16 protein-coding genes are annotated in these 13,964 nt (G+C 30.4%); 9 read left to right on the forward strand and 7 right to left on the reverse strand.

Going from position 1 to position 13,964, the window contains the following annotated elements:
* Positions 1 to 326: 326 nt before the first annotated feature.
* A complete protein-coding gene (locus tag ACIQ56_RS07975; RefSeq protein ID WP_397600542.1) occupies positions 327 to 1,022 on the forward strand; it encodes a substrate-binding periplasmic protein in 696 nt (231 codons plus the stop codon).
* Positions 1,023 to 1,070: 48 nt separating this feature from the next.
* On the opposite strand, the gene ACIQ56_RS07980 is transcribed toward ACIQ56_RS07975, so the two are convergent.
* The 3 genes from ACIQ56_RS07980 to ACIQ56_RS07990 all read right to left on the reverse strand — a co-directional run bounded on the left by ACIQ56_RS07980 (position 1,071) and on the right by ACIQ56_RS07990 (position 2,838).
* Positions 1,071 to 2,084 carry an alpha/beta fold hydrolase gene (locus ACIQ56_RS07980; RefSeq protein WP_397600543.1) on the reverse strand — a complete coding sequence of 338 codons (1,014 nt, stop codon included), beginning with the start codon at positions 2,082 to 2,084 and terminating at the stop codon, positions 1,071 to 1,073.
* Between the two features lie 15 nt (positions 2,085 to 2,099).
* A complete protein-coding gene (locus ACIQ56_RS07985) occupies positions 2,100 to 2,294 on the reverse strand; it encodes a hypothetical protein (protein WP_397600544.1) in 195 nt (64 codons plus the stop codon).
* Positions 2,295 to 2,445: 151 nt separating this feature from the next.
* Entirely contained in the window at positions 2,446 to 2,838 is a 393-nt protein-coding gene (locus ACIQ56_RS07990; RefSeq protein ID WP_397600545.1) for a hypothetical protein, read from the reverse strand.
* A gap of 156 nt (positions 2,839 to 2,994) precedes the next feature.
* Between ACIQ56_RS07990 and ACIQ56_RS07995 the strand changes: the two genes are divergently transcribed.
* Positions 2,995 to 3,537, forward strand: coding sequence for a hypothetical protein (locus ACIQ56_RS07995; RefSeq protein WP_397600546.1), 543 nt, complete (start codon positions 2,995 to 2,997; stop codon positions 3,535 to 3,537).
* A 15-nt stretch (positions 3,538 to 3,552) separates the two neighbouring features.
* Here the strand turns inward: ACIQ56_RS07995 and ACIQ56_RS08000 are convergent, their stop codons facing one another.
* From ACIQ56_RS08000 to ACIQ56_RS08015, 4 genes are read right to left on the reverse strand one after another with little or no spacing between them, the layout of a single operon-like run.
* Positions 3,553 to 4,329 (reverse strand): response regulator transcription factor, encoded by a 777-nt coding sequence (locus ACIQ56_RS08000; RefSeq protein WP_397600547.1) that lies wholly within the window; start codon positions 4,327 to 4,329, stop codon positions 3,553 to 3,555.
* Positions 4,330 to 4,331: 2 nt separating this feature from the next.
* A complete protein-coding gene (locus tag ACIQ56_RS08005) occupies positions 4,332 to 4,829 on the reverse strand; it encodes an NADH-quinone oxidoreductase subunit B (RefSeq protein WP_153417853.1) in 498 nt (165 codons plus the stop codon).
* A gap of 39 nt (positions 4,830 to 4,868) precedes the next feature.
* Positions 4,869 to 5,858 carry a hypothetical protein gene (locus ACIQ56_RS08010; RefSeq protein ID WP_397600548.1) on the reverse strand — a complete coding sequence of 330 codons (990 nt, stop codon included), beginning with the start codon at positions 5,856 to 5,858 and terminating at the stop codon, positions 4,869 to 4,871.
* Between the two features lie 56 nt (positions 5,859 to 5,914).
* On the reverse strand, positions 5,915 to 7,456 hold the full coding sequence (locus ACIQ56_RS08015; RefSeq protein ID WP_397600549.1) for a SurA N-terminal domain-containing protein: 1,542 nt from the start codon (positions 7,454 to 7,456) through the stop codon (positions 5,915 to 5,917).
* Between the two features lie 170 nt (positions 7,457 to 7,626).
* Here ACIQ56_RS08015 and mreC point away from each other — a divergent pair, with 170 nt between their 5' ends.
* From mreC to ACIQ56_RS08050, 7 genes are all read left to right on the forward strand, one after another.
* Positions 7,627 to 8,526 carry a rod shape-determining protein MreC gene (gene mreC, locus ACIQ56_RS08020; RefSeq protein WP_397600550.1) on the forward strand — a complete coding sequence of 300 codons (900 nt, stop codon included), beginning with the start codon at positions 7,627 to 7,629 and terminating at the stop codon, positions 8,524 to 8,526.
* Positions 8,519 to 9,067 carry a hypothetical protein gene (locus ACIQ56_RS08025; protein ID WP_397600551.1) on the forward strand — a complete coding sequence of 183 codons (549 nt, stop codon included), beginning with the start codon at positions 8,519 to 8,521 and terminating at the stop codon, positions 9,065 to 9,067. Before mreC ends, ACIQ56_RS08025 begins: the two co-directional genes overlap by 8 nt.
* Before the next feature lie 25 nt (positions 9,068 to 9,092).
* Complete coding sequence (gene mrdA / locus ACIQ56_RS08030) at positions 9,093 to 11,120, forward strand: penicillin-binding protein 2 (protein ID WP_397600552.1); 2,028 nt, start codon at positions 9,093 to 9,095, stop codon at positions 11,118 to 11,120.
* Between the two features lie 3 nt (positions 11,121 to 11,123).
* Positions 11,124 to 12,245, forward strand: coding sequence for a rod shape-determining protein RodA (rodA, locus tag ACIQ56_RS08035; RefSeq protein ID WP_397600553.1), 1,122 nt, complete (start codon positions 11,124 to 11,126; stop codon positions 12,243 to 12,245).
* Positions 12,246 to 12,256: 11 nt separating this feature from the next.
* Positions 12,257 to 12,454, forward strand: a complete 198-nt coding sequence (locus ACIQ56_RS08040) for a GlsB/YeaQ/YmgE family stress response membrane protein (RefSeq protein WP_397600554.1) — start codon at positions 12,257 to 12,259, stop codon at positions 12,452 to 12,454.
* Positions 12,455 to 12,480: 26 nt separating this feature from the next.
* Complete coding sequence (locus ACIQ56_RS08045) at positions 12,481 to 13,083, forward strand: crossover junction endodeoxyribonuclease RuvC (RefSeq protein ID WP_397600555.1); 603 nt, start codon at positions 12,481 to 12,483, stop codon at positions 13,081 to 13,083.
* 57 nt (positions 13,084 to 13,140) lie between these two features.
* On the forward strand, positions 13,141 to 13,964 hold an 824-nt coding region (locus ACIQ56_RS08050), incomplete at its 3' end, for an LA_2272 family surface repeat-containing protein (protein WP_397600556.1).

Consider the following 13,964-nt stretch of genomic DNA (forward strand, 5'->3'; position numbering starts at 1 on the left):
CAAGCCCGCCTGCGGCAATGGTACTGCACCCTTAGGTGTGGGAGAGTAGCTCTGCGCAGCCTTTTAATCTTAAATCCCACTTCAAAAGAAGTGGGATTTTTTTTTCCTTCTAATTATAAAAATGAATAGCAATACTATTTTTGAAAAAATTTCTTCCTGCATTGATAGAGAATTTTTTTAATAGTTAAATTGACATGCATAAAAAAACAGAATTTGTACATTAATAAAGCTAAAGATACAGTTTAAGAAGTGGTAAATCAGTTTTTATGAGTTTATAAAGAAAAAAGATTAATTGATATAAATTCATCTTTATTTAAAGAGGATATATGAAATATTTTATTTATTTGCTGTTTTTAAATTTTATTTTAATACAAAAAATTTATTCACAAAATTTTGATGATCTCAAGATATATACTGAAAATAATCCTCCTTATGTTACGGTTGATGATAAGAATCAAATTTCAGGTCATGTTGGAAATAAAGTTTTAAAAATCCTTAAAAAAACTAATATTAATCCAAATTGTATTGAGATTTTACCATGGGCAAGAGCCTTGTTAGACGCCAAAAAAAGAAAAAATGTTATGATTTTCCCATTTGTAAAAACAAAAGAAAGAAATGGAATATTTAATTTTGCTATTTTAGCATACAAACAATCCTTAAATTTTTATAAATTAAAAATATCAAAAGATATTCATGTTAAGAATTTGGAAGATGCAAAAAAATATTCAACCTGTGTTGTTAGAAACGATTATAAACACGAACATTTATTATCTGAAAATTTCACGAATTTTGAAGAGACAACACATCAAAATATAAATGTACAAAAATTTTTAAACCATAGATGTGATTTAATTATTTCTGCTGAAGAAGGTCTTATAGCTAAATTAAAAGAATTTAATACAAATATAAATACAATTGAAAAAGTATTAGAAGTAAAAAACTTTGATGCAAATATATATATTGCTTTTAGTCCAGGAACTGACCAAGATATTATAGATGCTTTTATTAATGCTGATAAATAAACTTTAGACTTGGTCTTGTATATTTTTAATTATTAAAAGTAAAAAGAACTATCTAGGAATTTTTTGTAAAATAAAATTTTTTATACTTTCTAATGCTTTATTTCTTATGAAATCTATTTCCATTAAAATTTCATGTTTAGCAGAATCCATTATAATTTTTTCACTATTTGAACTATTTTTATGAAAAAAATCTTGAGCTGAATTTCTTACAACAGTGTCATTTTCGGCTTGAAGGAGCAAAATAGGTATATTATTTTGTTTACTTAACTTACGAGCTTTACGAGAAGCTTTAATCGACTCTTTCATCCATAAAAATGTAGGACCACCTAATTGCATATCTTCTATTTCAGAGATGTGTTTCCTCCAGACTGTGTATCTTGATTTACAATGAGTTACATCATTATTTTCAAAAGGTCTAAATGGAATGCAATCTGTTTGACCAAATACATATTCTTTTTCTAATTTTAATTTACAAAATAATGTAGATAAAAAATAAATAGGAAGTTCAAAAAAATGATAAGGTGCTAACATAATTTCAAACATAGGAGCGCATAAAATGACAGCATTGGGATTGATCTTTTTTTCACTAATGGCAAGAGAGCAAATAGCTCCACCCATAGAATGAGCAAGAATAAAAATGGGCAATTGATGATTACTGCTAGATACCTGTTCAAAAAAATAGCAGAGATCATCAACGTAATTTTCAAATTTATCTACAAATCCTTTTTTTTCTTGATCAGGAAAACGACTCGAAAATCCTTGTCCTCTGTGATCGTAACAATAAACTGAAAATCCCATTTCACAGAGATTCATGATGAGTTCTGAGTATTTTAAATAGGATTCATTATAACCTGTGCACAGAATTATTTTTGCAATAGCATTTGGTGAGTGGAATGTTCGACATGCAATTGTAATATCTCCTACCCCATTAAATTGTTCGGAGACACCTTTTGATTTATAAAATGGAATAATAACTTCATTATATCTAGAAATGCTTTTTTCAACATTTTGTTCTAAATTTTCTTTTTTTATTTCTTCAATAAATAAGTTATTATACAACACATTGTTTCCTTAATATTATCTATTTGCATGTATTAAGAATTTTCTAGGGTCTGAATACTTGCTAGTATAAGTTCTATAAATGTAAAATTCAGCAAAAGTAGTAGCACCTTTTGTAGAATTTTTATTGAGCTCTTTATAAGCTTTAATATATTTTACATATACTTCTTTTATTTTATTATATTCATTTCCTGTTACTTCAAAATTTGCCATTTTTCAACTCGCTCTCAAAAAAGTAAACATTTATTATTAGCATAAATTGACTCGTTATTAAAACAAAGCAAATAAATAGCTAAAAACTTTACCTAATATTTGTTCGGCTAATTGAGAATAAATTATAAGTTATTTTGCTAAATTATTAGAATTAAAATAATTTATTTAACCTGTCAGGATCTTTAATTTTTAGGAATAATCTTACTTGAATTTTAATTCGTATTCTTCCAATAAATTCAATCTCTTCATCTAACGGTGAGATAGTATAAAGATCTTGTAGTTTCTGTAATTGGGAGTGTGTTAAATAATCGGCATCAATTAGATAATAACATACCTTAACCATTCCTATTTTTGCTAATTCCGCTCGTAAAAGCTCTTCATCGGGATGATCCCAAAGGGTTTGGAGTTCTGTATTTTTATTTTTATTTTCAATGATATATGGAATATCTTTTGCAGATTTAATGTGTTCCCATGGCTTACATTCAATCCAATTGCCACATGGCAATAACCAACCACTAATTCTAAAATGTGAGTTTAAGTACATTTGTTCCATCCATTTAATACTTCATTTTAAATTAACAGAATTTCTTAATAAGTACAATTAGTTAATAGTCATATACTGAGAAAGATATAAAATATGATTAATATTATAGCAAAATCAGCGATAAGGAAATATGCACAAGTTATTAAGTAGGAAAGTATGAACCAAAAAGAGAGAAAATTAAATTATCGAAAAATTTCTGGTTATACTTCAATGAGTATTTTATCCATTATTTCTTTAATTGCTCTTTTATATTTAATTGTAATTCCTAAAGTTTCGGTTTTTAAAGCAAAGGGACAGCAATCTGAAGCAAGAATTAAATTGGTTAAAATTTATAATTCCATGTATGCTTACAAACTGGAAAATGGAAGTTTTGTAAATACACAAAAAAAAGTTTCTTTAATAGAAAATGTAAATGAATTAGACCCGTATTTAAAAGAAGAAGCATCATTATTAAATAATAAAAATGATAAAATATATTTAATAAGTACTCAGGATCAATTTGCTATTGCTTATGTTAAAGTTCTTAATAATGGAAAACTTGATGTTCAAAGAATTAATTCTAAAAAAATATTTTGCTATATGCTTAATGGAATTGAGCCAAATTCAGAAAATTGTCACCCACAACAAAATTATAATTTGGAAAGCAGTTCTAATGATATTAAAGAAGTTAAAAAATTATTATTACTTGAAAATGATTAATATTTTAAATTAGTTTTACTGCGAATCAATCAGTTGATAACCAAAACCGTGAATCGTTTCGATCATGGAACCTGCAGCTCCGAGTTTTTGACGTAAACGTTTTATATGAGTATCAACGGTGCGGGTGTTTACTTGTCCTTCATAGCCCCAAACTTTTTGCAATAATGCTTCTCGACTTTGCAGTTTTCCTACTCTCTCCGATAAAAAAACAAGCAATTGATATTCGGTAGCGGTTAAAGAAACAGTTTCATTATTTACTGTTACTTTAAATTCTTCTGGAAATATTTTAATAGAACCAACAGATATTATTTTATGTTGTGAATTATCAATTGTATCTGTATTTGAAAATGTGATTTTTTCATCATCTTTATTAAAATTATTTTGGTTTGAATTTAAAAATTTAGGAGCATTTGAACGTCGAAGAAGTGCATTTACACGGAGCATTAATTCTCGAGGAGAAAATGGTTTTGTAATGTAGTCATCCGCACCGGCTTCAAAGCCTTCCACTTTATCTTTTTCTTGAGAACGTGCTGTAAGAAGTATGACAAAAATTCCCGATGTAGCTGCGTTTTCACGAACATTTTTTAAAATTTCTGTTCCATATTTATTTGGAAGCATCACATCAAGAAGAACTAAGTTTGGTTTAAATTGAGAAATAAGTTCAAAGGCGCCATTGCCATCAAAATGGGATTTTACTTCAAAATCCCTTGATGCTTCTAAAGTATATTTGAGAAGGTTATTTAGATCGCGGTCATCCTCAATAATAAGAATGCGCAGCTTTTCATCCTTCATACTTATTTATTTTCGCTTTCTTCTTTAATACTATCAAGAGCTTCTCTTTTGATTTTATCTTGTAATTGCATAAAACCATCAAGAACCGCTTCGGGAGTGGGGGGACAACCAGGAACATAAACATCTACAGGAATGATTTTATCTACGCCTTGCATCACATGATAGGCACGATAAAAACCTCCGGAAGAAGCGCAAGCTCCCATAGATAAAACCCATTTTGGTTCTGGCATTTGATCATAAATGCGTTTAATTACAGGGCCCATTTTTTCTGTAATGGTCCCTGCAACAATGAGAAGGTCGGCTTGTTTTGGGGAAAAGCGAACAACTTCGGCTCCAAAACGAGCCAAGTCATATTTAGGCCCCATTACGGACATCAATTCAATACCGCAGCAGGCTGTACCAAAAGGATAAGGCCATAATGAGTTTTTACGAGCCCACGCAACGAGTTCTTTTTGTTTTGTTGTAATATAAAATTCATTTCCATAATTATGGTGCTTCATTTTTTAAAGCCCTCCTTTAACACTTTTAAACTAAACTTTTCACTCAGGCTTATCAAATGGAAAGGTCGGAACTTTGCCAAAAAAGTCGAGGATAAGTTTTATTGAACATTCTTGCGGTAAACTCATGTGAACTGTATCACCAAAACCTAAATGAGCGCAGGAGTCGGGACCATCTACACAGACAAGTCCTTGCCGCATGCGTGAAAAAAACAAAAGAGATTTTTCATTTCCGTCTATATTAAATTTTTGCAAATTTAAAGATTCATTTCGAGGTGTGTACGGTTCACGAACAGCAACATGGATATCTGCTGAAGTGATATCGGTTTTTTCAAAACCATACGAAGAAATAGCAGCCGTGCTGCCAGCTGAGGTTGATACCCAAAGGCCGCTAGATAATTGTTTTTCAGACTGTAGTTCTTGATTGTTCATAAGGGAACAAATGGACAATTGGTAACGGCTTGTCGCTGCAGGGTGGCGGTTGCACAAAAGAATATCATTTAAAGCTAAAGGTAAACTCTGTTTGCGAGATGCTTCTAATTTTAAACGTCGTACATTTTTTACTTTAAATTTATTATTCACAAAACATTCAATTGTCTTATCTATATATTTTGGAATGACTGGACACATATGACCAACGGAATGTTCTGGGCATGAATTTATACCAAGTAAGTAAACATCACCACCAACATGATGGCTTGCATGTAAAAGAGTTCCATCCCCACCTAAGGAAATGACCAAATTTTTTTTAGGACGCAACCCAGATTTATCGCATTTATCATTATAGTAACAAATATTATTTTCATATAATTCATCTAAATTAAAAACTTTATAACTTAGAGAATGTTTTTCAAGGCTTTTTATCAATAACTCTCTGCTTTTAATATGATCATTATGAGCTTGTTGAAGAGGAACTGGTGTTTGTTTGTCTCTTTCTAAATAATCAAAGAAGTCAATATTTAACTTACTATGTGTATAGCGCTCAAGAGTTGTTTGTTTTTGAATAATATATACGTCAACTTCACTTTGCAAAATATTTACCTTTCACAATGATACGGTAGCGCTTTTGCCTCTCAAAATTGATTTTGTTAATTTAAAAGGGCAGGGTTGATTTTTATTTTATCATTTTTTTCATAACTTTTAAGAATAGATTTTTGGCTACTTGAGGCGAACTCTTGGCTGCTAGATGCCATCAATTGTTTTTTTAACGTTTCAATTTGATCTTTGGGTGTTACTGGTAAATTTTTTGAAACCAATTTTATAATTGCTTTTTTAGTACCAAAATCTAATATTTTTGGAATAATATCGCCAGGATTTTTTAATGAGAATACATTTTGAGCAAGGCTTTTTGCCATGCCTAATTCATTAATAAATGAATCCGTTGTTTTATAAATTTTGTTTACATATTGCCAAGAGATTTTGTTTTCTGCAAGAATTGTATTTAGTTTCGTTAGATTTTTTGCAGAGATTGCATCATTAATTTCTTTTTGTAGATCGGCATCTAACTTTTGTTTTATTTGATTTCCAACAAGTTGTTCTGCTAATTGTAACTTAACATCTTCAAATGTTTTAGTAATAGCTGCTTTGCCTTCTGTAAATTTAAAAATACGGTATCCAAAAGGAGTTTCAACAATAGAAGATAGAGGATTTTTTTCGTTTAATGCTAAAACAGTTTGAGCTGATTTGGGATCAATATTCGATTCATCTATAAATCCTATGTTACCTTTGTTATTTTTAGCATTGAGATCGTCATTTGTTTCTGAAGCTAATTTAGCAAAATCAGTTCCCGATTTTAATTTACTTTCAATTTGTGCTGCAAGTGTTTTTGCTTCCTCTTGAGATCTTTTTAAAGCATCACCTTGAGCTCTTTGAGCTGTTTTATAAGATATTAAAATGGATAGAGCTTTCACTTGTGCTTTTTGCTGATATTGATTTTTAGAGTTTTGATAAAGCTCATTTAAATTAGATTGATTTGCTTTATCATCAGCATATTTTTTTGCTTGATCCGCAATTTTAGCTTTTAATGCGGCATCTGGTAAAGAAACAACAGCATATTGAAGGTTAAATTCTGTTGCATTTATTTTATTTTGAGCTTCTGCTAATGATGTACTTACTGGAGTTGGTAGATATAATAAATTATTCATTTTTTGAATTTCGAGCTGTTGCTTTAAATAAGAGTAAAAGCTCAATTCAGACATTTGTTGACTGGCAATATAGTTTTTAAATAATTGAAACTCAAACTGTTTTGTCTGAGGATTTTGAAATTGAGGAATACTTTTAATAAGAACAGCCATTTCTTCATCGGTTGCAATCCAACCAATTGATTTTGCTTGTTCGGCAAGTACTTTTTCTTCGATCATACGCTGGATAACCTGTTGAACAATCGCTTTTCTTTGTTCTGGAGGGGTATCTTGAGATAGTTGTGAAGAGATAACAGCAGCAAACTGCTGCATGTCAATTTTATCGGATCCTACTTGAGCAGCTGTATTTGGATCAAGTCCAAATAAATTGCGGGGATTCAAGCTCCCAAAACCTGTGAAAATAAAGGCAGTACATGCCATAACTATTACAAAACCAAATACAAAAGATTTGGTGCTCACGGATGAAAATATTCTAGTGTTTAAACGCACAGCTAACTCCTCTGCAAAAAACCGTCAACATTATCTCGCACTTTTTGAGAACAATTTCAAACTTTAAAAGAAAAGATCTTTATTTTTGCGCTAAGAGGTCATATCATTTTAAGATAAATCTGATAAGTAGCAACTTGCTTTTATATTAGACAATTTTAAATGGGTTAAAAATGATTCAATTTAAAAGATATGGGTTTTGGCTTGTCGCTATTATAACATTGATATTTACAATGTTTTTTTTCTCGACAACACATCCGACTAAAAAAGAATTAAGTATTCTTGAAAAAATTGTTTACACACTTAGTAAACCAATTGAAATTATATTTTTATCATCTAGTCATTATGTATATTCTACATACCATTCATTTATTGATTTAAAAGAGGCAAGAAAAGAAGCGGACGAATTACACAGAGAAAATGCAGAATTAAAAGTCAAATTGAGAACACTCGATGACATTGTTCTTGAAAATAATCGTTTAAGAAAACTATTAAATTTATCGGATAGAACACCGGTTAAATTTGTTACCTGTGAAGTAACAAGTTCAGATCCTTCTTTTGTATATAAAAATGTTCGTATAAATCAAGGTTCCAAAAATGGTCTGCAACCAGGTATGGGAGTTGTTGCAGAAGAAGGTGTTGTTGGAGTGGTTATGCGTGTTTCCATTAATCATTCTGATGTTTTATTAATGGTAGATCCCAATAGCAACTTAGATGTCATTGTTGCAAGAAATAGAAGGCGTGGTGTTTTGCAAGGAGGAACTGCGGGTTCTATGCAATTTAAATATTTAGAGAGAGGAAGTAGTATTTTAGTTGGAGATGAAATTGTAACAAGTGGATTAACAGGATCCTTTCCAAGTGGTATCTTAGTTGGTAAGGTAACAAATATTAGAGTAAATTCAGATGGAGTTACTCAAACGATTGAAGTAAAACCAGCTGTAGATTTTTCTGATATTTCTGAAGCCCTTGTATTATTGAATCCAAATAGAGAAGTAGATGTTATTCGAAAAGTTGGTGGAGTTGATTGGATGAAAAAATTATTAGAAGCTAATGCGGAGAAATCTGGTGGCTAATCCTAATTTTTTAAGAAGTAAAACTTCACATTTCATATCATCATTACTTTTATTGATTTTTTTAGTTTATTTACAATCTTCGTTGTTAGCAAAATTTCCTTCTTTTTGGTTTCATATAGATGTTGTTTCAATTGCAATAGTTTATATAAGTGTCCAGCATTTTCTTCCATTGGCTTTAATAAAAATATTATTTACAGCAGTTTTATTACAAGTATGTTCAGCCGCTCCTTCTGGATTCTATGTGATGTATTTTTTATTAATTCTTGTTTTTTCAAATATTTTGTCAAAAGTTTTCTTGTTTAATAGTTTTTTTGGTCAGTTTTTTATTTTTTTAAGTATTATCATTTTAAAATATTTTTTATTTTATTTTTCAATTATTCCAAGAGATTTAAATTCTTTATTTGGAATTATATCAATTTCATGGCAAGGATTTATCGTAACTGTTTTGCTGTCATTACCATTTTTTAGATTATTCATTTTTATTGATTCTTTTTTTGAGTTTATCCCTTCTCATGATAAAAAGAAAGTAATTGATTTATAATTTAATTTTTCTATGGAGTTGGGTAATGCTTGATAATAGATCAAAGCAAGAGTCCGTTTCAGATCCCAATAGAAGAAACATTATTGTTTCTTGTTTTCTTGGTATTACAGCGGCAATTACAGCAAGGCTCTGGTACTTACAAATTATTAAAGGAACAGATTTTTCCGTTGCTTCGGCAAGAAACAGAGTTCGTGAAATTACCAGACCTGCTCCAAGAGGATTAATTTACGACCGCTATAGTAGAATTTTATTATCTAATAGATTATTTTTTGATCTTATCGTTATACCTCAATATCTTCAAAATAGGCCAAAGACCTTATCCATTGTTTCTGACTTATTTCATATTCCATTAGCACAAATTGAAAGAAAACTATTAGAATCTCAAGCAAACCCTAAATTTGTACCTGTTCGTATTAAAAGAAATTTATCTTTACATGAAGTTGCTACATTGGAATCTAATAAATTCTTTTTACCTGGTGTGGATGTGGATTCTGCACCAAGACGTGATTATTTAGGAAATGAATCCGCGCATTTATTTGGATATTTAGGTGAAGTAACATCTAAAGAATTAGATATTTTAAATTCGCAAGTAACAAACTATCAATACCGTGTTGGTTCTATTATTGGTAAAACAGGAATTGAAAGAAAGTATGAAAGATACTTAAGAGGTGGTGAAGGTAGAGAAGCATTATTGGTTGATGCTTTAGGGCGTTTACAAGCAGATTCTTCATTAGATATTTCATTAAATTTAAGTAGGCCTGCTCAAAGAGGAAACGATGTTTATTTAACAATAGACTCTGATCTTCAAAATGTAGCAACAGAAGCATTTCGAAATAAAAATGGAGCTGTATGCGCTATTGATCCAAATAATGGAGAAATTTTAGTTTACTTATCAAATCCTAATTACAAATTAGCTATGTATCAAGATGGTTTAACTATGGAAGACTGGCAAAACTTAAGATCAAACCCATTTAAACCTTTATTGGATAAATTAACAGGCGGTGCCTATCCACCAGGTTCTACTTTTAAAATTATTGTTGCCATTGCTGCTTTAGAAGAAGGAATTGTGACTCCAGATCGAAAGTTCAACTGTCCAGGATATTTTGTTTTAGGAAATGGGCGCTGGAAATGTTGGAAACATACAGGGCATGGCCCCGTAAATATGTCTTCGGCTTTATCTTTAAGTTGTGACGTTTATTTTTATAACGTTGGTAACTTAGTTGGTATTGATAGAATTGCAAAATGGGGAAGATTATTTGGTTTAGGGGAAAGGACTGGTCTGGATTTAAATATGGAATTACCTGGAATATCTCCTTCCACAGAATGGAAATTAAGAACAAAAGGATTGCCATGGTTAAGTGGTGACACGATAAATGCTTCTATTGGTCAAGGATTTAATCTTTGTACCCCCATTCAAATATTAAATGCATTTGCCGCTGTTGGTAATGGTGGTACGTTATATAAACCTCATTTCTTAAAAAAGATTATTGATAGTCAAGGAAAAGTTATTTTTGAGGAAAAACAAACAGAAATTAGACAAATAAAAATGAACCCGACAAATTTAGCAGTTATTAAAAAAGGATTGCACGATGTTGTTGAGGCGTCTGATGGAACCGCAAAAAAAGCTCGTGTCCCTGGATTTACGGTTTCTGGAAAAACGGGAACAGCACAAACTTCGGCGTTAAAATTTACAAAAGGAATTAATCCAGAAGATGTTGCATTTAAAGCCTTGGATCATGCTTGGTTTGCTGCCTATAGTCCAAGTGAAAATCCAGAAATTGCTGTTGTTGTTTTTAGTGAATATGAAGGTGGTGGTGGTGGTGCAAATGCAGCACCAATTGCGCAGCAAATTATAGAAGGCTATTGGCGTAAAAAATTTCCAGAAAAATTTGCAAAACCAACAAAAACGGCAATCAATTCTACAAAGGAAAAAGAGGTTCCTGATAATAAAAAAAATGAGATGAATAAAATAGAAGATGAAATAAATATAAACCAAGAACAAAATGAATCTGAACCTGAGAAAATAAATATTCCTGAAGAGTTGAGGCAATAAATTATGATTATATTTTCATTATTAAAAGATCGCTTTAAAGGAATGCCATGGGGAATCATTGTTACTTGTTATGCCATTATTGGAATAGGTCTTTATAATTTATATAGTGCAACAAATGCATCTTATAATCCGTCTCGATTTTATGATCAAATTATTTTTGTTTTTATTGGAACAATAGCGGCTATTTTTTGGGGTGTGTTTCTCGATTTAAAAAATTTAGAACGATTGAGTTTAATTGGATATATTTTAGTTTGTATTATGTTATTTGCTGTTGATATTTTTGGGAGAAGTGCAAAAGGGGCGGAAAGGTGGCTTGTATTAGGACCTATTCGTATACAGCCGAGTGAGTTTGTTAAATTTGTTATTATTTTAATTGTGGCACGAAGTTTTAATATTATGAAAGGGTTTTCTGAGTTTTCGCTTTTAAGTTTATGGCGACAAATATTTTATATAGGATTACCATTTTTATTGATATTAGCACAACCCGATCTTGGTACAGCAGGTTTAGTTTTATTAATATCAGGACTTCAAATAGCAACTATTAAAGTAAGAGCAAAAAGTTTATTAACTGTTTTATTTATAACTGTTTCTTTATCAATAATGGCTTGGAATTTTATTTTATATGATTATCAAAAACAACGTGTGTTAACTTTTATAAATCCCATGCTAGATCCAAGAGGATCTGGTTATCATTCTATTCAAAGTATGATTGCAGTTGGTAGTGGAGGGCTATGGGGACAAGGATTTGGACAGGGAACTCAAGCTCGTTTAAATTTTTTACCAGAGCGTCATACGGATTTTGCTTTTTCGGTTTGGGCTGAAGAACATGGATTTATTGGATGTCTTATACTCATATTTTTATTTGCTATATTAATTATTCAAATTTTTCAAATTGCAGATAGAGCAAGAGATTCTTTTTCTTCTTTAGCTGCGGTAGGTGTTGGTGCGTTTTTTCTTTTTCATTTTATAATTAATATCAGTATGGTACTGGGTGTGTTTCCTGTCGTTGGTGTTCCCCTGTCTTTTATTAGTTATGGAGGAACACATATGGTAACTGCTTTAAGTTGCATTGGCATTGTAGTTGCCTTAGAACGAAAGAGACATTTGTCCACAACCTCTTTTTAAGGAGAGCTCTCTTGTCTGAGAATAAAGCTGATGTAAGTAAAATGAGATTAAAAGTGTTTTTTATTGGTAGCTTTATTGTTGCTTTTTTAGGTGCCTGTATCTATTTATTCATTTCCGCCTATGATGATAAAGCAAGTTTAGCTACAGCTCCTGTAACAAATAATGATATAAATGCACCTGCAAAAAATAATTCCGAAAAGTGGCATTAAATTTCTTTTGTTCCTTTGGAGATAAAATGCGCATACTTGGAATTGATCCTGGAACAAGAATAGCGGGTTATGGAGTGATCGATCTTTCCCTTGAAGGCTCTATGAAAGCTGTGGCTGCTGGTGCTTGGAAATTAGATGAAAACAAAGAGCTTGCATGTCGATTGGCAACACTTGCCATTGAATTTAGAAGAGTTGTTGAAGCATATTCTCCTACTCATATGTGCCTTGAACTTTCTTTTTTAGCAAACAATCCTAGAACAGCGTTGTTTTTGGGACATGCAAGAGGAGTAGTTTTATCTGAAGCTCATCAAAGTGGTTTAAAAATAAGTGAAATTAGTGCGACATCTGCTAAAAAAATTATTTCAGGAAATGGAAGAGCAGATAAATCATCAATAGCAAAAATTATGAGCTCAATGCTTGGCTTTAAATTAGATATTCTTCCCTTTGATGCCACAGATGCTTTAGCAATTGCCTGTGCTGATGCCGTGCGTATGAAAGAAACAAAAATAGCATTAAATATAAATGAAAAAAATAGGACACCTCTACAGAATGAAATATTAACAAATTGGAAAAATAATAAGAAAAATAGCAAAAAAAGTATTTTTAACTTTTCTAGTTTATTGAAATAAATTTACTTAGAAATTTTAATTATTTAATTTTTTAATACAAATGAGTAGAATAAGTTTTTGGAGAGTTTTCTTGAAAAAGTTTCACAGGAAATTTATATTTATTTTTTTCTTTCTTTTTTTATTCACATGAAAAGTTTTTCAAATGAAGAACAATTAAAAGAAGTGAATTACGCTACTTTTAAGTTTACAATAATATCTGATTATACCGATTTAAATATTATTTCAACAAATAGAAATTCTGATATATCTCAAAATAATTTTGTACTTGGACTTTTTTATGCAAAAACAAATTATTTATACGGTTTAGGAATTAGTGCATTTTCTTTATATGTTGAAGATGAAATGTATGGAATTCAAATTTCTCCTTTGAATTTCTCAACAGGGAATAGCATTGGTATTCAAGCAGGAATTTTTAATTATTCAAAAAATTTTTATGGTGCACAACTTTCTTTATTAAATTATTCAGATGATTTTTATGGAGCTCAATTAGCCCCTATTAATTTTTCAAATGATTTATATGGAACTCAATTTGGTATTTATAATAAATCAAGAAATACTTATGGACTGCAAATAGGGATTTTTAATCATTCAGATGATTTTGAAGGAATTCAAATTGGTCTTATAAATTTTGCAAAAAATATTAAAGGATTTCAAATTGGAATCATAAATGTAGCGGAAGAACAAACGGGATACTCATTTGGAATATTATCATTTTTGTTAAATACAGGTTTTGCAAAAATGTATTTTCGATATGATACTGATATTCCATTAAATATAGGAATAAAGGCGGGCAGTAAATATTTTTATAGTATTGCTGAAATCAATATCCCAAGACCCTTTTCTAATTTGGATCTTGCAAATTTTGCTTACATTGGTGTTTA

Source organism: Silvanigrella sp., from assembly GCF_044369315.1.
Lineage (GTDB): Bacteria > Bdellovibrionota_B > Oligoflexia > Silvanigrellales > Silvanigrellaceae > Silvanigrella.